The sequence below is a fragment of the Leptospira biflexa serovar Patoc strain 'Patoc 1 (Paris)' genome, assembly GCF_000017685.1.
In the GTDB taxonomy this organism is placed as follows: domain Bacteria; phylum Spirochaetota; class Leptospiria; order Leptospirales; family Leptospiraceae; genus Leptospira_A; species Leptospira_A biflexa.
The window spans coordinates 1,339,998-1,361,438 of the sequence record NC_010602.1 but is presented as its reverse complement, the minus strand read 5'-3'; the positions used below and the strand labels follow the sequence as shown (position 1 = coordinate 1,361,438).

The window sequence follows — 21,441 nt, the reverse complement described above, 5'->3', positions numbered from 1 at the left end:
TTAGTTTCCTTTTTTCTCGTTCGGTTCTAATTCCAAATCAAAATCTGACTCGATGGAATTTTCTAAATTCTCTAAATCCTCTTCCACTTTGGGAAGAGGCAACTGTGCGGAACCAAAATTTGGTAGGACAAATTTTGATTGGAATTTGCCTAATCGTTCTTCATAGGACTTCGGTTCCATTCCCAAACTGAGATAATCAGGAAATAACCTCTGGTCGTTTTGGCTTAAAAAATCTTTTTGGATGTGTTTTCTTTCTTCAATGGTCACAACCGATGCGGAATTCAAAAACACATTCGAAGAGGAATTTAATATGGAAAGGAAAGGTTTTGGATACAATCCAATCCAAAAAATCAACACTACGAGTGGACTTAAAATTCCAATTTCACGAAAACTTAAGTCTTTATAAGGTTTTGCTTGGATTGTTTTACTGACCCCAAATAGGAATCGTTTTACAAACCATAATAGATATAAGGCACCAAGAACAACACCCGTGGCTGCAATCCCACCAAGCCAAACATTGGATTTGATGGCACCGATGAGAATCAGAAACTCACCAACAAACCCATTCGTTCCAGGAAGTCCGATGGAAGAAAGTACGGCGATTAAAAAGAAGGTAGAAAACACTGGCATCTGCCCTGCTAGGCCACCAAATTCGGAAATGTTTCTTGTGTGGGCACGTTCATAAATCATCCCGATCATAAGAAAGATCATACCAGTGGAAATTCCATGGGAAACCATTTGTAACATCCCTCCCACAACTCCTTCTGTGGTAAAAGAAAAAATCCCAAGGATACAAAACCCAAGGTGAGACAAAGAACTATACGCAATGATCCGTTTGATATCAGTTTGGACAAGGGCAGCCATAGACCCATACACAATCCCAATCACGGCAAGGATCTGGATTCCATTTTGAGAGAGTAAACTTTGTTCGGGAAAAAATGGGATACAAAATCGAATGAATCCATAAGCACCAATTTTTAATAAAACACCAGCAAGGTCCACCGAACCAACAGTAGGTGCTTGGGTATGGACATCCGGCATCCAAGTGTGGAAAGGAAAAAGTGGGATTTTGATCGCAAAGGCAAGAAAAAAGCTAAAAAACAAAAACCATTGTAAGGGTTCCGAATACAAAGCAAGGCTTGCGGTTGATAATGACTCAATGGATGTTTTCCCTGTTTTGAAATACAAAGTCAGGATTCCACCTAACATAAACAAAGAACCAGCCATGGAAAATAGAAAGTATTTGAGTGCGGCTTTTGTTCTTTCTTCTCCACCCCAAATTCCAATCATGAGGACCATGGGAAGTACCATGAGTTCCCAAAACACATAAAATAAGACAAGATTCCCAGACGCAAAAACACCGAGAACCGCCGTTTCTAGGACAAGCAAACAGATATGGAATTCTTTGATTTTTTTAGGAATATTGGACCAAGAGGCAATACTCGAAAGAAAAAACATAAAGGTGGTGAGAGCAAATAAAAGGAGCGATACTCCATCAAGTCCCACATGGTAATCTACGCTGAGTTTGCCAGAAAGAATCCAATCCGGAATCCAATGGACAAATTGTAATCCTGCTTTGGAAGCATCATAAAAGAAGAATAAACCAAGAGACAAAATTGTCGTAAAGGCAGAAGACAGAGCCGAGATCACGACCACAGCCCCCACGCGTTTTTGGATTACGATGAGAAATGTGGAAACAATTGGTAAAAAGATAATGATGGATAAAATTTGATCCGGCACCTTACACCCCCCTTGTCAAAAGATAGGCCAAGATACAAAATGTACCAAGGACAACATACAACGCATAATCACCAATGAACCCGGATTGTAATCGACGGAGTCCATTTGCAATCACGCCAAAACTTCCACCAATCCCGATAAAAAAACGATCGAGGATTTTGGTATCAAAATAATAGGCAATGGCTTTGGAAACAAACACGAAGGGCTTCACAAAAAGAACTTCATAGATTTCATCAATGTAGTATTTATGAAATAGGATCTTTCGAAAACCTGTATGTTCTTCGAGGATAGGATTTTGATTTCGTTGGTATAAAAAGTATGCCAATAGAAATCCGATACTTGCGATGATGACAGAAAACATTGCGAGTGAAAATTCAATGTTATGAGATAACTCAATGTGTTTGGCAAGTGTTCCCTTCCCTATTGCCAGTTGGTATCCACTTGTTAACACAGGAGCAAAATAACGTTCCAAAGTATCAATCTGCAAAAAGAAATGTGGGGTTTGTAAAAAACCAGCGAAAACAGCACCGATGGCAAGGATCATGAGAGGTAAGGTCATGGTCCAAGGAGATTCATGGATTTTGTGGTGTGAGTCTGTATTGTCTTTTCCGAAAAACACAACAAACACGAGCCGGAACATATAAAACGAAGTAAAAAAAGCGGCAACCACTCCCATGGTCCAAAGGATAGAACCATAGGCCCCGTATGTGTATGCTTTTTCCAAAATTAAGTCTTTTGAAAAAAATCCAGAAAAGGGAAAAAATCCAGCAATCGCCAAAGTTCCTAGTAAAAACGTGATCGAAGTGATTTTGATTTTTCCGAATAATTTCCCCATGTGTTTGATGTTTTGTTCATGATGAAGGGCATGGATCACAGAACCTGCTCCCAGGAAAAGTAAGGCTTTGAAAAACGCATGCGTCATCAAGTGAAAAAGTCCCGCCACATAACTCATGCTACCCATTGCAAGGAACATAAAACCTAACTGTGATACGGTGGAGTATGCAAGGATCTTTTTGATATCGTTTTGTAGGATACCAATGGTCGCAGCAAAAAGTGCTGTTAAAGCTCCAATGCAAGCGATGAAAAAAGAAGTCTCGGGTGCGAGGTAAAACACAAAATTGAGCCGGACAATGAGAAAAACCCCTGCCGTCACCATGGTTGCCGCATGGATGAGAGCTGATACGGGCGTAGGACCTGCCATCGCATCGGGTAACCAAACATAAAGTGGAATTTGAGCTGATTTCCCCATAGCGGCAATAAAGAAAAAGAGGGCAATGATGTTGGCATACTCAGAAAGATTCGAATGCCCACTCAAATTGGTTTGTAAAGTTAGGTATTCTAAACTTCCACCTAACCAAAAAAGAAATCCAGTCCCTAAGATAAAACCCACATCTCCAATTCGATTGAGGATAAAGGCTTTCATCCCCGCTTCGGCCGCGGAAACTTTATCATAATCAAACCCAATGAGTAAATAAGAAGCAAGTCCTACACCTTCCCATCCAAGGAAGGTTAAAACTAAGTTGTCGCTTAGCACTAGGTTTAACATACAAAAGATAAAAAGATTTAAATATGCAAAAAATCTGTTGTAACCTTTATTCCCTTTCATGTACCCCATCGAATACAAATGGATGAGTGACCCAATGCCTGTGATGATAAGTGTCATATACAATGAAAGTTGGTCAATTTGGTATCCAAATGAAGACTTAAAATTTCCAATCACAATCCAATCAAAGACAGAGACCAAATGAGGAGCCGTTCTTTCCATTGGATTAAATTCGTTAAACGCACCTAAGGTGATGAGAAAAGGAATGAATACTGCTAACGTTCCGATCGCACCTGCAAAACGATGTGGGATTTTGTCCTTTAATAGGCCATTATGTAAAAAACCAAGGAGTGGGAGTAGGACAACAATTGGAAATAAATCTAACATAGGATTACCATTTCATCGATTGGAGTTCATCCACGTTTGTGGATTTTTTATGCCGGAAAATAGCGATGACGAGTGCAAGACCCACCGCCGCTTCCGCAGCAGCGATTGCCATCACAAAAAACACAATGGTTTCGCCATTGATGTGGGAAAGTGCTTTGGAAAAGGTAACAAACACTAAATTCACTGAGTTTAGGATGAGTTCCACAGACATAAAGATGATGACAATGTTTCGTCGGATGAGGACCCCAAGGACACCAATGGAAAAAAGAATTCCAGCAAGTCCAAGGATGTAGGTAACAGGAATCCCATTAATGATCTGATTCATAAAACTGTATCCTTTGTTTGATCGGCTTCAGTGAGTTTCTTTTTGGCAAGGATTACTGCCCCAAGGACTGCCACCAAAAGTAAAATGGAGATCATTTCAAATGGCAATAGATAGTCTAAATAAGTGGATGCACCAACAGTTGCCACATTTCCTTTTGCATTCACTGTGGATGTGCCTTGGATGGGAAAGTTGTATTCTGCATTTTCATATCCCTTTCCCATTTGTTCCGAATGTGGAACTCCAGTCGTTAGCGCCGAATACAATAGGAAAAAAAATCCAAGAACAAATACACTCAAAAGCACCAATCGAATCGGGTGTTTACGGTATCGTGAAAGTGTTTCTGCTCTTTGGGAAAGTAACATCAGAACAAACACCACAAGCACCATAATGGCACCTGCATACACTAACACTTGCATGGTGGCAATGAACAATGCCCCCATGATTCCATAAATTCCAGCCAAAGCGAAAAAAGTAAACACAAGAGATACAGCCGATACCACTGGATTTTTTTGAAAGACCACACTTAAGGCCGTAACCACAGTCACTGTGCCAAAAAATACAAATAACAAAAGGGAAGGAGAGGTTTCTAGGTTCATATAAATAATTTCATCCATCCTTCCTTCCAATACACAGTGTAAATGGAGGCAAACATCACAACAAAGAGGCCCCAAGGGATCATCTTTTTCCAACCGAGTTTCATGAGTTGGTCATAACGGAAGCGAGGTAAGGTCCATCGCACCCAAATGAACAAAAAGGCAAAAAACAATACTTTTAGAATAAAAAACCCAAGTCCGATGAAGGCTTGGTATTCTGACCCTGCCCCGAGCTGAAACGGTACATTATATCCACCAAAGAACAGTAAGGTGGTGAGGCACGACATGGTGATCATATTCATGTATTCCGCAAGAAAAAAGAGTGCAAATTTAAAAGCGCCATACTCTGTATGAAAACCCACCACAAGCTCTGACTCCGCTTCCGCAAGGTCAAATGGCAGACGATTGGTTTCGGCAAACATCGCAGTCACATAAATAAAAAAGGCAACAAAACCAGGCGGAGAGAGGATATTCCACATATCTTTTTGAGAGTCACTGATGTCGGTGAGTTTGAGTGAACCCGTCATGATCACAATGGCGACTATGGATAGGCCCATCGGAAGTTCATAACTGATCATCTGTGCTGTCGAGCGAACTCCACCGAGTAACGAATATTTGTTGTTACTCGACCAACCCGCAATCATGATTCCATAAACAGAAAGGGATGAAATGGCAAGCATGTACAAAACACCAGAATCTGGGTTTGCAATTTGTAAGTCGATTGTGGCTACACCCGTAAGCGTCGTAAGCCATTCTGGTGCAGGGAGTGTTCCCCCGAATGGAATCACGGCCCAAGCCATAATCGCACAAGTCATGGAGATGGTCGGAGCAAGCAGATACATCCCTTTGGATACATTCTTTGGAAAAATTTCTTCTTTGGCGATAAACTTAATCCCATCCGCCAAAGGTTGGAAAATTCCAAAAGGACCTGCCCTGTTTGGGCCTGGCCTATCTTGGATAAAACCAGCAAACTTACGTTCAGCGAGGGTATAATACGCAACACCAGTAAGGATTACAAAAAATAATGAGAGGATTTTGATCCCCCAAGCAAGAATTAAAGCCCAGTCCATCGTATTTGGTGACCTTTAGTGAGAAACACTCACTTCCTTTTTCAATCGAAGAGAAAACTCTTCCTTAAATTTTGTCATGGTTGGTCGAACTGCCATCACACACGCATCCGCTAACGGACAAATGGTGGTGCCACCTTCCATATTCCTTGAAAGAGAGAAGATGAGTTCCACATCTTTTTCAGTCCCTTCTCCCTTTTTGATTTTATGAAGTAGATCTTTGACCCAATGGGTTCCTTCGCGGCATGGTGTACATTGGCCACAAGATTCATGTGAATAAAATTCTGCCAATCGGTATGTGGTTTCCACAAGGTCTGCTTCTTCCGACAAAATGATCACTGCCCCAGATCCTAACATCGATTTGAGAGAAGCAATGGATTCATAATCCATCGTGGCAGTCATCGCTTCGTCTTTTGTTAGGATGGGAGAAGAGCTTCCCCCTGGGATCACAGCCTTGAGATCCTTATCGTTTTTGATCCCACCACAAATATCGAAAATGAGTTCCTTCATCGGAGTACCCATTTCCACTTCATAAATCCCTGGTTTTTTGACGTGACCACTCACCGCAAAGAGACGAGTGCCAGGAGATTTTTCGGTTCCAATTTTTTTGTATTCCTCGCCCGTCATACGGATGATATGTGGCACATTACAAAATGTTTCGACATTGTTCACAACCGTTGGGCACGCATAAAGCCCTGAAACTGCTGGAAACGGAGGTTTCAAACGTGGGTGGCCCCTCCGGCCTTCGAGTGAATTGATAAGAGCTGACTCTTCTCCACAGATATAAGCACCTGCTCCTGAATACACAGCTAAATCAAAATCATAACCTAGGCCAAAGATATTTTTTCCAAGTAGGCCTGCTTTGTATGCTTCTTCCACAGCAGTTTCTACAATGCGAATGCCCTTGTGAAATTCACCTCGGATGTAGATATACCCTTGGTGAGAATCGATTGCTTTTGCGGCAATGGCCATCCCTTCAATGAGCATATGAGGGAAACGTTCAATGAGCATCCTATCTTTAAAGGTTCCAGGTTCACCTTCATCGCCATTACAAATTAAGTATTTCGGTTTGTCTGTTTTGGGAATGAATCCCCATTTGTTTCCCGTAGGAAAACCAGCACCACCGCGACCACGGAGTCCTGAGTTCTTTACATCGTTTACAATCTGTTCGGCGGTCATTTCAGAAAGTGCCTTTTTTAGACTTTCATATCCGCCGACCGACTGGTAGTGTTTCAAAGTATGCGAATCAGAAGCATCAATATGAGTTGTAAGTAAGGTTTTTAGTCCCATGTTATCCTTCTTTTTCCAATTCAGAAAGAATCTTTTCGATGGATTCTGGAGTTAAATTTTCATAATATTTGTCATTGATTTGGGCAACAGGACCAAATCCACAAGCACCGAGGCACTGCACTTCATCCACGGTGTATTTTTTGTCTTTTGTGGTTTCACCCTTCTTCATTCCCAATTTGGAACATACATGTTCTGTGATGGAATCGGAACCAGCCAGGTAACAGGAAATATTGGCACAAATTTGGATGTGGAACTTCCCAACTGGTTTTTTATTGTACATGGTGTAAAAGGTTGCCACACCGTGAACGTGTGCTAAGGACACTGGTTCGCCGATTCGATCGGCAATGTACTGCATGCCTTCTGTGTCCACAAAACCCTTGTCAGCTTGTAACAAAAATAAACAGGGCAAAATGAGAGAACGTTTGCTTGGGAATTGTGGGATGAGCCTTTGGAACCTTGTTTCGGATTCTTGTGAAAATTGATACGCCATTAACAATCAAGCTCCCCTGCGATGACATTGAGCGATGACATGGTGGCGATAGTATCCGCCAGTAAACCACCTTTCACCATTTCCGGAAATGCCTGGTAGTACCAAAAACAAGGCCGTCTTACATGCACTCGCCAAGGTGATTTATCCCCTTCGGACACTACATAAAATCCAAGCTCTCCATTGGCCGCTTCAGTGGCATGATAGTATTCTCCTGGTGGGACTTTTACACCATGCATGATGATTTTAAAATGATAAATGAGTTCTTCCATATTATGGTACACTCGGTCTTTTGGTGGAAGGAAACTATGAGGGACATCGGCATGATAAGGTCCCTCAGGGATCCCGTCAATCAGCTGTTCGATGATCTTCATGGATTGACGCATTTCTTCCATACGAACCAAGGTTCGGTCAAGAGCAGAACCATCTTCTCCCACAGGGATGTCAAAATTTACCTTATCATAAAACATATAAGGGTCATCTTTTCTCACGTCCCAAGGAACACCTGCTGCCCGTAAATTAGGACCCGAAAATCCATAAGCAATGGCCCTGTCTGCGGAAATCCCGCCAATGCCCTTTGTCCTTTCGTTAAAAATTTTGTTACGAATGAGGAGTTCTTCAAATTCGTCTAACGCTGGTTTTAAGCCCTTTAAAATGAGTTTGATCTCTGTTTGGAATTCCGGATAAATATCTCGTTCCATTCCTCCCACTCGGCAAAAGGTTGTGGTGAGGCGTGCCCCAGTGAGTTTTTCTAAAATTTGATAAATGTTCTCTCTATGATGAAAAAGATGTAAAAGTCCAGAAAAGGCACCAAGATCCACACCCATAATTCCATTACAGATGATATGGTCCATGATCCGAGAAAGTTCCGAGATGATCATCCGAACATAGGTCACACGATCGGGCACTTGGATTTGCATCATCTTTTCGACAGTGAGGATCCATCCAATATTATTGAGTGGAGTGGATACGTAGTTCATGCGATCAGTACAAACCAAAAACTGGTTGTAGTCATAACGTTCGCCTAACTTTTCAAAACAACGGTGCACATACCCAATGACGGATTCTGTATCCACCACTCGTTCTCCATCAATTTGGATTACGTTTTGTAATATTCCATGTGTGGCAGGATGGCTTGGCCCTAAGTTGACAAGTAAATGACCTTCTGGTAGGTCTTTGAATTTTTGGCCGAAGTGTTCGGCTGTTTTTTCGTACATTACCATAATGATTGTTTACCGCCTAACCGGTAATATCCTCTTTTACGTGAATGGTCAGTAGGTCTTCAATGAGATAGTCTTGGCCAGGGCCTTCTAATGGATAATCCTTTCGAAGTGGGTGGCCTACAAAATTATCAGGCATGATGAGTCTTTCCATTCTAGGATGACCTGAAAATGGAATTCCCATAAGATCAAATACTTCCCTTTCAGGCCAATTGGCAGCAGGGAAAATTTCGGAAAGGCTTGGAACCGATTCCCCTTCCCCTACGGGCACTCTGAGTTGCAAACGAAAGTGACCAAGTTTTGGGGAGCGAAGGAGGTAAATCACTTCAAACCTAGGTTCTCGTTTTCCGAGCCAGTCAATGGAAGTGAGGTCATTCAAAAAAGAAAACGCAAACTCAGGGTGGTCTTTTAAAGTGCGAACGACTTCAGGGAGTTTTTCTTTTTGGATGCTGAAGTACAAAAGATTCGTGTTTATGTCCCTTTGCGGGAGTAAACAATCCACAAATCGGGTTGTGATGAATTCGGTAAGTTTTTCTTTCATGCCACTACGAGGGGTTTGTTACGTTCATTGATCTCTTCGATCTTTCTCATGACTTCTTGGCGACGTGCTTCCAATCCTTGGCTTTGTACTTTTTTTTGTAGCTTTACGAGTGCATCAAGAATGGCTTCTGGTCTTGGAGGGCAACCTGGAACATACACATCCACGGGTAATATTCGATCAACACCTTGTAACACACCATAGGTGTGAAACATTCCACCGGATGAGGCACAGGCTCCCACAGAGATCACAAATTTGGGTTCTGCAAGTTGGTCGTATATCTGGCGTAATACGGGAGCCATCTTATAAGTGATGGTCCCAAGCACTAAGATCATATCGGCCTGGCGTGGAGAAAAAGATGGTCTTTCGGCTCCAAACCGAGCAATATCATAATCGGCACAAGCCGTACTCATGTATTCAATCCCACAACAAGCTGTGGCAAAAGGATAAGGCCATAAAGAAAAACTTTGCCCCCACTGCACGACATTGTCGAGTGTGGCAACTTGGAACATATCACCAAACATCTCGCCTGGTTTGGATAGTGTTTCTGTTAATCCCATTCCAGTGCTCCTTTTTTCCAGATATAATATAGACCCACAACTAAGATGAGTAAAAAGAAAAACATTTCGAAAAGAAAAAACGTACCCAAACCCGCTTCTTTGAAACCAATCAAATTGACGGCCCACGGGTATAAGAACACAGCCTCAATATCAAAGAGGATGAAAAGAACTGCCACAAGATAAAACTTGATATTAAACAGTCCCCTCGCATCTCCATAATACGTCACACCACATTCGAATGTATCTTGGGGTTTCGATTTTTTCTTTGGGTTTAAAAGAAAGGCCAGAGATAAGATCAGAGCGGAGAAACCGACTCCGAGCAAAAGTTGTAAGAGGATTGGTGCAAAACTATCCGGTGCGGATCCCATGTATGAAAATGCTCTCATGAAAGGGGTTAGTTGTCAAGATGAGAAAGAATTTCCCCTTTGTTTTCGTGTATTTTTCGAGATTTGTAGGGAGAAGTCCAATTTTTGAGATAAACTCTCAATAACGGTCCCCCCACAAACGCTCCAATTGTTCTTTCAGATTTTTTTCCATCCCTTGGTTTGTGGGTTCATAAAAGGAAGGAGGGTTTGGATAAAAGGACTCCGGGAAGTATCGTTCTTTCAGGAAATGTCCTGGGAAATCATGTGGGTATTTGTATCCGACTCCCGCTCCTTCGTTTTTATGCGTCACGGTGGGTGCGTTCCTTAAGTGATTTGGGATTTGGAAGGAACGGTTCCTTTGTTTCACATAGGACAAGGCCTGGTTGATTGCCACATAACTCGCATTAGATTTAGGTGCGGAAGCCAAAAAGGTGGTACATTGGCCAAGGGGGATCCTACCTTCGGGCATTCCCACTCGTTCGACAGCCTGCCAAGTAGCGATGGCAAGAGGGAGGGCATGCACACTCGCATTCCCCACATCTTCGCTTGCAAAAATCACAAGCCTCCGGGCAATAAAAAGTGGGTCTTCTCCTCCTTCGAGCATGAGTGCCAAATAGAATAATGCGGCATCTGGGTCACTGCCTCGTAAGGACTTGATGAAGGCGGAAATGATGTCGTAATGGCTTTCACTATTTTTATCATAAGTGACAAGGGTATCACCTAAAATTTCAGAAAGCCTTTCATCAGTAATGGCCTCTCCTTCCTTTGTGGCAAAAAGGATCCGTTCCAAATACCCAAGGAGTTTTCTTGCATCCCCCGCACTCCTTCGAAAGAGTTCCTGTTTTACCGTTTCCGAGATGGTTCGGTTTGTGTTTTGTTTTTCTAAACATGACAAAAAGATTTGGTCCTCTTCCTCTTCAGTAAGAGTTGTCAGTCGGTAAACAAGCATCCTTGAGAGGAGGGCTTTGTTCACTCGAAAACTAGGATTTTCAGTTGTGGCGGCAATGAGGATGATCTCCCCTTCTTCCACAGCCGACAACAAGGCATCTTGTTGGGAAGAAGAGAAACGATGGATTTCATCTAAAAATAGGACAATGGTTCCGAGGCGTTTTCCCTCTTCTAAAACTTCGCGAACTTCTTTCACTCCACTTGTCACACAACTCAAATACCGTTTTTCTAATTTCCAAGACTCAGCAAGGAGGTGTGCGAGAGTTGTTTTCCCTGTCCCCGGTGGACCGTAAAACAAAATAGAGGTGGGTTTTGTGATGGAACGAAGTGCCGCCACCACTTTGGTTTGGCCCACAAATTCCGACCATGTTTTGGGTCGCACCAAATGGGCGAGTGGCACCTGTTTTGAATTTGAAAAAAGTGAATCCAATTTAATGTATTCCCAATTCTTTTTTCACTGCCACATAACAATTGTATATGGTTTCATTACAAACATCACAACCGGAATTACAACAGATGAGTGATCTCTCTGAAACCTTCCCCTCGACCAAATTTTTCACAAAGGCAGCAGTCCGATCCGGTAAAAAGAAAAACCTCACCTTTTCCAAAATCACTTCATCCACTGATCTAGGAAACAAACGATCCTCGGACATTTTACCCTCCCGTAATCCAACCAATGTACATCGCATAAAAATAAACAGAGATTCGCACAAACCGAAAGAGAGAACCTAAAAAAAACAATCGAAATGGCATCTTAAATGTGCCCACTGTATAGGCCATCCAGGAATAAGGAATGGGTGTGAGGGCACTGAGAACGACAGCACCAAATCCGTATTTGCGAATGTATGGGAGGAGTTTGTCTTCATAGTGTAAAACCATCTGCCTTCCCAAATGGAAACGTGGGATGAGGTAAAGTCCAATCCAATAGGCGATACTTCCACCGATGATACTACCAACTGACATAAATAAGATGGTTTTTAATGGATCCATCTCACCTGTGATCGCAAGCATAAGAAAGGCATCGGGTGGGACAAAAGCAGGTAAACTATCGGATAGTACCATACCAAAAAATAGTCCGACAAACCCAAACATCCGTACGAAGTGTTCACTAAACCCGAGTAACTCTTGCCGAAAAAAATAGGCGAGACCAAACACAATCACAAGTACTAAGACTATCGATCCTACCGTTTGGAGGATGAGACGTTTTAAATTGATCGATGGATCATTTTCTTTCGTCATCGGTTTCGTCCCCATTGGAATGATCCTAAGTTAGCATTCGATCGCACCAAAATAACAAATTTCATTTATGACCGGGATTCCTTTTGGATGAGGGTGCGGTTTGTTCGGATCCAATCTTGTAGTTTGGAAACGGATTCCGTGATGAGGGAATCAAGGGTATTCCGTTCCTCTGCATTAAAATTTTGCAATACAAAATCTGCCACTTCCATTCCTCCCTTTTCCGGTTTGCCAACCCCGAAACGCAACCGATGGAAGTCTTGTGAACCAAGTTTTGCCACGATGTCTTTTAGACCATTATGACCTGCGGTTCCCCCACCTATTTTATTTTTGATTTTCCCAAAGGGTAGGTCCACTTCGTCTTGGACCACTAGGATTTGAGAGGGTGGGATTTTATACAAATTGGCAAGGGTTTGGGTTGCTTTGCCAGAAAGATTCATAAATTCCAAGGGTTTGAGTAAATGGATTTTATCCCCTTCCCAAGAGTAGGTGGTTTCAGCGTATTTTTTAGCGTCCTTAAAAGACACACCAAACTCAGTAGCCAAACGATCCAAGATCATAAATCCGATGTTATGGCGGGTATGTTTGTATTTGTCTCCAGGGTTTCCAAGCCCTACGATTAAAAAGTGAATCATAAATTCCCAAGCACAATATGTAACATTCGTTCGGTTGCCTTTACAGCAGCCACTTGTTGGTCGGAGTCAATGCCTATGGTGCGAATCGGATGGATGTCCGCATCTTTTTTCCAAGTGATGACAGTTTCCACAAGGGCATTGGTATTCCCACCGGGAGGGATCCTTACCTCATAATCGTAGAGTTTTGGAATTTGGATCTTTAGAGTTTCTAAGATTTTTCCCAGTGCATTCATAAAGGCATCATAACCGCCATCCCCTTCCCCTTTTGCTTCCAAAAGTTTTCCTTGGAATTTGACTTTTACATCGGCTGTGGGTTTCACACCGATCCCACTTGTCACAGTACAAAACTCAATGCGGAAACTGGATTCTAAATTTTCACCAGAGATATCGGAGATGATGTATGGCAAATCTTCTTTTGTGACGGTTTTGTTTTGGTCACCGAGTTCAATCACACGTTCCAACACTTTCTTTTCGATTTCAGGAGAGAGTACCATTCCGAGTTGTTTTAGATTTTCAGTGATGCTTGCTTTCCCAGCTAACTTCCCTAATGCGTAGACACGACTGCGTCCAAACCGTTCCGGGAGGATGGGATTGGCATATAAATTTCCTTTTTTATCTCCATCGGCATGGACACCCGCGGTTTGGGTAAACACATCTTCTCCCACAATCGGCCTGTTGTCTGAAATACGTTTTCCTGAAAACACTTCGACAAGCCTAGAGGCATTGGTGATTTCTTTTTCTACGATGGAGGTTCTAAATTTGGTTTTGTCATGGAGGGAAGTCACCACTGCTTCCAATGGAGAATTGCCAGCCCTTTCTCCAAGACCATTGACAGCAACATGGAGGCCTCGCGCCCCAGCCTTCACGGCTTCCAAACAATTGGCCACCGCCAAATCATAATCGTTATGGCCATGGAATTCAAACCATAAGTTTGGAAAGAGTGATACTAAATCAGTGACAGCCTTTTTCACTTCTTCTGGTGACATGACACCAAGTGTGTCTGCGAGATAAAAACGTTTGATAGGAAATTCTGAAACTGTTTTTAGATATTGGATGACATAGTCTCTGGAATGTAAGTATCCATTTGACCAGTCTTCCAAATAAACATTCACAGTGATCCCTGCCTTTACAGCAACTTCGACAGTTTGTTTGATATCATTAAAATGTTCTTCAGGAGTTTTCCGAAGTTGATTTGTTAGGTGGTTAAGTGACCCTTTTGTTAAGAGGTTTAATACTTTGACACCAGTTCCCTTCATCCACTCAACGGTTTTGTCAAAGTCAACAAATCCCAAAATTTCAATTCGATCAGTGAGTCCCTCAACTTTTGCCCATTCGATGATTTTTTGGACTGCCTCAAATTCACCAGGAGACACTCGAGCACTGGCAATTTCGACTCGGTCCGTCTTTAGATCTTTTAATAGGTGTTTCGTGATGTTTAACTTCTGTTGCCAAGAAAATGACACACCATTGGTTTGTTCCCCATCACGTAATGTTACGTCTAAAATTTGAATTTTGGAATTTGGTTCTGTCATGCTTTCAATCGGTTGATGTATTCTTTAGAAGGAGCAAGGATTTCCACAAGGGTACTCCCAGGATTTTGTCGAAACATAGGATCAGATTCCACTAGTTTCAGAAACCCACAAGTGGTTACGTAGTCAATCGCCATCCGGCGTAATACACCTTCCCCGATTCCATGAAGGATTTCGACATAGGTTTCCCCATCCATAAAGGCATCATGGAGTTCCCTTTCGAGTTTGATCCGAGCTTCTTCGAATCGGAGTTTGCGGATGTAGATGGTACGCACCTTAAGTCCAAAAAAATGGACTTAGGTCAAATTGCAACAGAAACGAACTGCATCCAAAAGTTCCTTGGTGTTCCAAGGTTTGGAAAAAATGGCGTAGGTTTTGGCTTCTTCTTTGACGCGGTTGATGGCGTCCCGATCGGCATGACCCGAAATCAAAATGGACTTGATATGAGGGTATTTTTGGTGGACTTTGATGAGAAATTCATCCCCACGCATGCCTGGCATGAGCCAATCGGACAAAATCAGGATGACTTCCACTCCTGATTGGCAGAGATCATCGATCACTTCCATTGCTTCTTCTGGGTTTTGGGCAGTTTCATAAGTGTAACTGCCTCCAATTTCTCGTTTTAGTTCTTGTACGAGAGAAAGAAGTAAGATGGGTTCGTCATCAACACATAGAATGGCATTTTTCTCATTTTTGATCTGTGATAAATTCAAACGTTTTCCCCTTCTTTAGACTCTTGGTATGTAGACACGAAATTCAGTTCCAGAAGGATCCGAAATAAAATCAATTTTTCCATTCATTTTTTCCACGATTTGTTTACAAATGTCAAGCCCAAGCCCGATCCCTTCCCCATGTTTTTTTGTCGTAAAAAATGGCAAAAAAATCTTATCTTGGATTTCTGGATCGATCCCTTTCCCATTATCCTTAATCGATGTTAATATAAAATCTGATTCTGAGGTTACAGAGATTTTGATTTTACCCTTATAGTCCATTGCTTGTAAAGCATTATTGATCAAATTAATCCATACTTGATTGAGTTTATCGCGATCCGCCAAACAAGAATCAGATGTAAAATAGTTCTTAATGATTTCCACATCTTTTTTGATTTTGGCTTGGTAAAGTGTCAAAATCGAATCAAGTTCGGAAGGAATGTTTACATGTTGTGTGTTAGAATCCCCCACCAATTGGTCTGTATAGAGATAATGTTTGAGGGCATTCACCACATGTGAGGCTTTTTCCGTAGCTGATTGGACCACATACACCAATCGATACAAACTTCCCAATGTGACAACATTTGAAAGGATGAGATGAGCTCCTGGTTTTTGGATGATTTCATAAATTTGGGAATCCCAGATTGTGACTCCAATCGATGTTAAATGGTCTAAAATCTCATCAGGGTATTCGATATTCTTTGATTGGAGTAAGGCCAATCTTTCTTTTTTTTCTGCACGGCTCATAAGACCTGAGCTTCGATCTCCAAAATTGACACTTAACATGAGTAAGGTTTGAAAATCATTTAATTGGTCATGGTCTAATGTTTCTAAAAATAAAGGTAGATTTGAGACATCTTTCTTTAAAATCTCGGACATGGCGCGAACACTGGAGGAGATGGCACCAAGTGGTGTATTCAATTCGTGTGTGATCCCTGCGGCAAATTGTCCAAGAGCCGCCAATTTTTCACTGAGTAATAATTGGTTTTGTGTATTGTGAAGGTCGAGTAAGATCCGCTCTTTCGTTTCAATGGTATCAAGTAGGTTTCGATTGCTTTCCATAAGAGCCAAGGTGCGATCATTCACAATTTTTTCTAAATTTGTGTTTGTTTCCATCACCATCCTTTGGCTTGCACTCACCCTTTCAAAACTGAACTTAAGTTCTCTCGACATAAACCGAAAGGCATCCGAAAGGCCACGTAGTTCCGCAATCATACTTTCGCCCACAGGAAAGTCCCAGTCTCCTTTTGCCAATGACTTGGAAGCACTGGAAAATCGCAAAATGGGCCTTGTCACAAGTTCGGCAAGCATCACAGCAAGGATCAAACTGAGTAAAATCGCCCAAGCAAATACCATCGCTGACTCACTATTCCCCGTATACACCCCACTCAGATAAAACGAATAGGGGAAAAGAGTCACAAGGTAAATCGTTTCCTTTGTTTTGGAGACCGCATAACGTGAGACATTCGCATTCCAATTTTCTCTGGAAAGTGGTTTTTTGGTGACAACAGAAAAACTCAATCGTGTTTCGGGGTATAGGATATCACTTGCTTGTTTTTTTAATTCGACTCGTAGGGTTTCCAGAAGTCGCGAGGATTTTGGTTCGTTCGATAAGCTGGATATGAGAGATAGTTGTGAATCGAGTAAAAAAATTCTTCCTTGCGGATTCACTACGGATGTTTCTAATATTTGAGAGAGTGCCTCTTTTTGGGAAGTGATCTCTCCCGTGTTTGTTTCCAATTCGGCTAATTGTAATCGGATGTTTTTTGACCATTGTTTGTGTAAGATTTCTACCATTTGGTAGGCAGACAATTCCGCATTCTTTAAGGTCACATAGGATGTAATCCCCACCAAAAACAAAACCAAACATACAAACGGTGCAACGATAAATAATTGTAATGAAATCCCCGTGCGATCATTTGCCAACGAATCTGTTGGATTCAAATTTTCTGAAGAAGATAACCAAATGAGTCTTGGTTCGGTGATACTCACCTCTTTTACCTGTAATGGAATTTTAGCCCAGAAGTATCCAAAACGTTTGACAATTGGAAACAGTAAAAACGTAACCAAAGGTGCAAGGATCCAAGTGATGCCCGTAGTAAAAATCAAAGCAGAACTAATGGTATGATAGGAAATTTCCGGGCCAAATTGTTTGGAACAAAGGAATCCCCATAAAAATGGTTCTAATAACAAAAATAGAAAAACAAAGATAAGGTAATACACCCAAATTCTCACATTACGAAAGTTTGGTGATTTTCCGATCATTTGGTAAGAGATCCAAAAAAGAGATGGATTGATAAAGTATCCAGGTAACCAGTCCCATAAAAATTCAGGAGGAACTCCTTCGATCAAATCAGAAAGTCCGTAGGCAAAGGGAACGGCGAGTAAAGCAGGGTAACCAAAAAAATTCAAACATAGGAAGACTGATAAGTCTTTTAAGCTTTCTAAGGTTTGTGCACCAGGGATGAGTACAATGGAACTACCAAGATACCCTGTCACAAAAATGGAAACAAAGGTGATGAGAAAAAAATAAAAACTTTTGAGGTTCCAAGTCCAAACCTCTCTGGAAATTCGGAACTGTTTTCCATTCCGAAAGGTAAAACCGGTAAAGGCAAAAATGGCAATCATCGAACCGAGTAAAAACGAAAACCTTCCCCAGACTTCTAAGATTGGCAAAGGGATTTTGGAAATGAATAACTCTAACCAAATGATGATCTCTGCCATAGCCAAAAAATCGTAAGAGGTATTTTTGAATTAGTAAAGCAAAATCTTTTTTACTTTCTTTGCGAGGGAAGATGGGAACTCAGATTCTAAATCCGATACTTCTACCCATTTGGATTCGAGATCATTTCCAGCTAATAACGATTGGATCTGATTTGGTTCTTTTAAATTCACGAGATGAACCGAATATTCTAATTTATGATAAGTGATCGTGTGTTTGAACTTTCCTTTGGATGGAGTTTCCTTGTATTCCGATTGCACGGAATGAAAAAAAGGAGACGGCGCGTAATCACTGTTTGGAATTTCACCTAAAAAACCAGAGGGGAGATGGAACATCCCTTTTAAAAACCGGTTCTTTTTTTCTTTGATGAGAAGGATCAAATTTTTTTGTTGGATGACCCAAATCTCACCAGTTAGGAGCACTTGTTTTTGTTTTTTTTCTCGAAGGGGGATCTCTTTTGTTTTTCCATGGATCCTTGCATAACAGCCATCCATCAAAGGACAAACCAAACATTTGGGAGACTCTGGCAAACAGATGGTAGCTCCAAGTTCCATCACCGCTTGGTTATGGTCTCCAGGAAAGTCTAGGTTCAAAAACCCATCTGCCTTCAGTTGTAATTCTTTCTCCGCTTGAGGTCCGAGAATATTTTTCGTATAACCATAATAACGTGACAAAACACGTTTTACGTTTCCATCTAGAACTGCCAAAGGTAAATCATAGGAGATTGATAAAATCGCACGTGCTGTATAGTTACCAATGCCTGGAAGTTTTAATACAGAATCTAAGTCTTTGGGAAAAGAGCCGTTGTATTGTTGGACAATTTGGATTGCAGCCTTTCTAATATTACGAGCACGACTATAATACCCTAGTCCTTTCCAAAAAGAAAGGACTTCTTCTTCAGTCGCTTTTGCAAGGCTTTCTGGGTTTGGGAATCGGTTTACAAAATTTTCAAAGAGAGGTAACATCGCGGCTACCCTCGTTTGTTGCAACATCACTTCCGAAATCCAAATGGGATAAGCTTGTTTCTTTTTACGAAAAGGTAAATCCCGTTTGTGTAAAAGATACCAATCGCGGAGTTTCTTTTGTGGGTTCAAGTGTCCGAATCTTGGATGCTATAACGGAGGTAGGTATTACAACTTCCCTCTTCCGTGTATCGAACTAAATCATAGTCCAAACGTGTAGAACGGAAGAATTTGGAATGGGCCAAACGTTCGCGGATTTCTTGACGGATATGGTCGCGAGCTTCTTGTCTTTTATCATAATAGGCAGGGGATAAAATTTCACTTTTATAGGACAAATTTCCCTCACGGTAAATTGCCACAGTCACCTGTACTTGGTATTTGCGTTGTAATCCTTGTTTTACTTCCGTGTTCATTGGTTAAAAAAGCCCAGGGTTTCTTCCTAAATAGATTTTCGGTTTGGGAGGGAGTGAAATTGAAAGTCTCAGATTTTTTTCATACTGCTTGCCCAAAATTTCGAATTTAATTTTCTAGATAATGAGAACATAAGATTCAAATGAGCACCAAATATAACGAATCACCATTTTTCTACAGAAGGCGTCCCACTCGGGAAGTGAAAGTGGGAGACGTTGGAATCGGAGGGAAAAACCCCATCCGTGTCCAATCCATGATCACATCTAACACAAGAGATACGGATGCAAGTATCCAACAAATTATGGATTTGGAAAGAGCTGGTTCAGAGATTGTTCGCCTAACAGTTCCCAGCCAAGCCGACGCAGATAATTTGCCCAATATTCGAAAAAAGATGAAAGAACTCGGATTAAAAGTCCCTCTTGTGGCAGACATTCACTTCACACCACAAGTTGCCTTAAAATGTGTGGAATGGGTAGAAAAGGTGCGAATCAACCCAGGAAACTTTGCTGACAAAAAAAAATTTGAAATCATCGAATACACAGACAATGACTATCACGAAGAACTGGCAAGGATAGAAGAAGTATTCACTCCCCTAGTCCTCCGAGCCAAAGAATTGGGAGTGGCGATGCGGATTGGAACCAACCATGGAAGTTTATCCGACCGGATCATGAACCGATTTGGAGACACTCCCCTTGGGATGGTGGAGTCTGCTTTAGAATTCATTCGGATTGCCGAAAAAAATTCTTATCGTGACATTGTTGTTTCCATGAAGGCATCCAATCCCCAAGTGATGATCCAAGCCTATCGTATGTTAGTGGCTCGTTTTTATGATTTAGGAATGGATTATCCCTTACATTTAGGTGTGACGGAAGCAGGGGATGGAAAAGACGGAAGGATTAAGTCTGCCATTGGGATTGGAAGTTTACTTGAAGATGGACTTGGTGATACGGTTCGAGTGTCTCTCACAGAAGATGCCATCCATGAAATCCCCGTTGCCAAGGAACTGGTCCGCAAATACAATGATCTCTTTTTTGCATCGCTTACGACAAAAGAAAATTCTATCCCAAAAGAAAGGGAAATCATTTATACTGAGTTCAGAGACCCTTACCAATACTCACGCTTTTATTCCAAAGAACTTATGATTGGCGAAAGTAAAATCGGAGACTCAAATCCGGTGCGAATCGAATCTTGTTTTCCTTTTTTTGGCGAGGGAACCGAAGAAGAAGTCCTCCATCTCATCCAAAGGGGCGCCAAATCAGGCCGTGTTCCTGAACTCATGCATTTCCAGATCAATTCCGAATTGGATTTACTCTCTCTTGGGACGATGACAAGAAGAGGTTCTTTTCCTTTGCCGGTTTCTGTTTCACTTTCCGAGGAGCTTCTCTACCAATATGATGCCCTTGCAGAAGACTTGTACCGATTCCAAAAATGGGTAATTTCACCATCTCTATTTTTGAAAGAGTCTGAAGAATCTTGGGATGACCTTTTACAGTTTGTGTCCCGATTTGCTAAAGACAAACGTTCGGTGGAATGGACTTTTTCATCCACTCACATAGAACAGGCGACTGTAGTTTTAAAAGAATGTAAAAAACGAAAAATCGAAAATATTTTATTTTCTGTGAGTGATGGAGACCTTCTCTCATTACGAAAACTTGCCTGCCTTTTGCAAGAATCAGATTACCCTATTGTATTGAATGTTTCTGCAAAAAACAAAGACCAATTGATGTATGATGCCTCCATTAAAGCCGGAGGAAGTTTACTCGATGGGATTGGAGATGTCATCAGACTTTCTTTTGGTGATGGAGAGGCCGAAGAGTGTTTGCATTTGAGTTTTGATATTTTACAAGCCACGCGCCTTCGATTGACCAAAACAGAATACATTTCTTGTCCTTCTTGTGGGCGGACGATGTTTGACTTACAATCCACAACGGCAAAAATCAAAGAAAAAACCGGCCACTTAAAAGGCGTAAAAATTGCTGTCATGGGTTGCATTGTGAATGGACCAGGTGAGATGGCAGATGCTGATTTTGGTTATGTGGGGGCCGGGGTCGGTAAGGTTCACCTCTACAAAGGAAAGGAAATTGTCAAAAAAGGAGTCTCGGAAACAGAAGCTCCCGATTTACTCATCGAACTCATCCGTGAAAATGGAATGTGGAACGATCCAGCATAAAAA

22 protein-coding genes are annotated in these 21,441 nt (G+C 41.6%); 1 reads left to right on the top strand and 21 read right to left on the bottom strand.

The annotated features are described in order from the left end of the window. The 21 genes from LEPBI_RS06395 to LEPBI_RS06295 form a co-directional block, all read right to left on the bottom strand. Entirely contained in the window at positions 1-1,740 is a 1,740-nt protein-coding gene (locus tag LEPBI_RS06395; protein ID WP_012388297.1) for a complex I subunit 4 family protein, read from the bottom strand. Between the two features lies 1 nt (position 1,741). Next, positions 1,742-3,670, bottom strand: a complete 1,929-nt coding sequence (gene nuoL / locus LEPBI_RS06390) for an NADH-quinone oxidoreductase subunit L (protein WP_012388296.1) — start codon at positions 3,668-3,670, stop codon at positions 1,742-1,744. A gap of 4 nt (positions 3,671-3,674) precedes the next feature. Beyond that, on the bottom strand, positions 3,675-3,995 hold the full coding sequence (gene nuoK, locus LEPBI_RS06385; RefSeq protein WP_012388295.1) for an NADH-quinone oxidoreductase subunit NuoK: 321 nt from the start codon (positions 3,993-3,995) through the stop codon (positions 3,675-3,677). Further along, the gene (locus LEPBI_RS06380) at positions 3,992-4,609 is read right to left on the bottom strand and encodes an NADH-quinone oxidoreductase subunit J family protein (protein WP_041769742.1); all 618 of its coding nucleotides are present in this window, start codon (positions 4,607-4,609) and stop codon (positions 3,992-3,994) included. Before LEPBI_RS06380 ends, nuoK begins: the two co-directional genes overlap by 4 nt. Continuing rightward, positions 4,588-5,658, bottom strand: coding sequence for an NADH-quinone oxidoreductase subunit NuoH (nuoH, locus tag LEPBI_RS06375; RefSeq protein ID WP_012388293.1), 1,071 nt, complete (start codon positions 5,656-5,658; stop codon positions 4,588-4,590). The genes LEPBI_RS06380 and nuoH overlap by 22 nt, the downstream gene beginning before the upstream one ends. A gap of 15 nt (positions 5,659-5,673) precedes the next feature. Then, positions 5,674-6,945: an NADH-quinone oxidoreductase subunit NuoF gene (gene nuoF, locus LEPBI_RS06370; protein ID WP_012388292.1), complete on the bottom strand. Its 1,272-nt coding sequence runs from the start codon at positions 6,943-6,945 to the stop codon at positions 5,674-5,676. A 1-nt stretch (position 6,946) separates the two neighbouring features. Further along, positions 6,947-7,435 carry an NADH-quinone oxidoreductase subunit NuoE family protein gene (locus LEPBI_RS06365; RefSeq protein WP_012476227.1) on the bottom strand — a complete coding sequence of 163 codons (489 nt, stop codon included), beginning with the start codon at positions 7,433-7,435 and terminating at the stop codon, positions 6,947-6,949. Beyond that, the gene (locus tag LEPBI_RS06360) at positions 7,435-8,655 is read right to left on the bottom strand and encodes an NADH-quinone oxidoreductase subunit D (protein ID WP_012388290.1); all 1,221 of its coding nucleotides are present in this window, start codon (positions 8,653-8,655) and stop codon (positions 7,435-7,437) included. The genes LEPBI_RS06365 and LEPBI_RS06360 overlap by 1 nt, the downstream gene beginning before the upstream one ends. Before the next feature lie 16 nt (positions 8,656-8,671). Further along, entirely contained in the window at positions 8,672-9,193 is a 522-nt protein-coding gene (locus LEPBI_RS06355) for an NADH-quinone oxidoreductase subunit C (RefSeq protein ID WP_012388289.1), read from the bottom strand. Further along, entirely contained in the window at positions 9,190-9,750 is a 561-nt protein-coding gene (locus LEPBI_RS06350; protein ID WP_012388288.1) for an NADH-quinone oxidoreductase subunit B, read from the bottom strand. The genes LEPBI_RS06355 and LEPBI_RS06350 overlap by 4 nt, the downstream gene beginning before the upstream one ends. After that, positions 9,741-10,118 (bottom strand): NADH-quinone oxidoreductase subunit A, encoded by a 378-nt coding sequence (locus LEPBI_RS06345; protein WP_012476226.1) that lies wholly within the window; start codon positions 10,116-10,118, stop codon positions 9,741-9,743. The genes LEPBI_RS06350 and LEPBI_RS06345 overlap by 10 nt, the downstream gene beginning before the upstream one ends. A gap of 115 nt (positions 10,119-10,233) precedes the next feature. Further along, the gene (locus LEPBI_RS06340; protein ID WP_012388286.1) at positions 10,234-11,493 is read right to left on the bottom strand and encodes a replication-associated recombination protein A; all 1,260 of its coding nucleotides are present in this window, start codon (positions 11,491-11,493) and stop codon (positions 10,234-10,236) included. 1 nt (position 11,494) lies between these two features. Further along, entirely contained in the window at positions 11,495-11,716 is a 222-nt protein-coding gene (locus LEPBI_RS06335) for a hypothetical protein (RefSeq protein WP_012388285.1), read from the bottom strand. A gap of 1 nt (position 11,717) precedes the next feature. Then, a complete protein-coding gene (locus tag LEPBI_RS06330) occupies positions 11,718-12,302 on the bottom strand; it encodes a YqaA family protein (protein ID WP_049755998.1) in 585 nt (194 codons plus the stop codon). A gap of 65 nt (positions 12,303-12,367) precedes the next feature. Next, positions 12,368-12,934: an aminoacyl-tRNA hydrolase gene (pth, locus tag LEPBI_RS06325; protein ID WP_012388283.1), complete on the bottom strand. Its 567-nt coding sequence runs from the start codon at positions 12,932-12,934 to the stop codon at positions 12,368-12,370. Beyond that, the gene (gene cimA / locus LEPBI_RS06320; protein WP_012388282.1) at positions 12,931-14,466 is read right to left on the bottom strand and encodes a (R)-citramalate synthase CimA; all 1,536 of its coding nucleotides are present in this window, start codon (positions 14,464-14,466) and stop codon (positions 12,931-12,933) included. Before cimA ends, pth begins: the two co-directional genes overlap by 4 nt. Then, positions 14,463-14,738 carry a Smr/MutS family protein gene (locus LEPBI_RS06315; protein ID WP_012388281.1) on the bottom strand — a complete coding sequence of 92 codons (276 nt, stop codon included), beginning with the start codon at positions 14,736-14,738 and terminating at the stop codon, positions 14,463-14,465. The genes cimA and LEPBI_RS06315 overlap by 4 nt, the downstream gene beginning before the upstream one ends. A gap of 21 nt (positions 14,739-14,759) precedes the next feature. Continuing rightward, complete coding sequence (locus LEPBI_RS06310; RefSeq protein ID WP_012388280.1) at positions 14,760-15,176, bottom strand: response regulator; 417 nt, start codon at positions 15,174-15,176, stop codon at positions 14,760-14,762. 15 nt (positions 15,177-15,191) lie between these two features. After that, the gene (locus LEPBI_RS06305; protein WP_012476225.1) at positions 15,192-17,897 is read right to left on the bottom strand and encodes a HAMP domain-containing sensor histidine kinase; all 2,706 of its coding nucleotides are present in this window, start codon (positions 17,895-17,897) and stop codon (positions 15,192-15,194) included. Positions 17,898-17,927: 30 nt separating this feature from the next. Next, positions 17,928-18,989: an A/G-specific adenine glycosylase gene (gene mutY / locus LEPBI_RS06300; protein ID WP_012388278.1), complete on the bottom strand. Its 1,062-nt coding sequence runs from the start codon at positions 18,987-18,989 to the stop codon at positions 17,928-17,930. Beyond that, positions 18,986-19,270, bottom strand: coding sequence for a hypothetical protein (locus tag LEPBI_RS06295; protein ID WP_012476224.1), 285 nt, complete (start codon positions 19,268-19,270; stop codon positions 18,986-18,988). Before LEPBI_RS06295 ends, mutY begins: the two co-directional genes overlap by 4 nt. A gap of 140 nt (positions 19,271-19,410) precedes the next feature. Here LEPBI_RS06295 and ispG point away from each other — a divergent pair, with 140 nt between their 5' ends. Beyond that, entirely contained in the window at positions 19,411-21,438 is a 2,028-nt protein-coding gene (gene ispG / locus LEPBI_RS06290) for a (E)-4-hydroxy-3-methylbut-2-enyl-diphosphate synthase (protein WP_012388276.1), read from the top strand. Positions 21,439-21,441 lie beyond the last annotated feature (3 nt).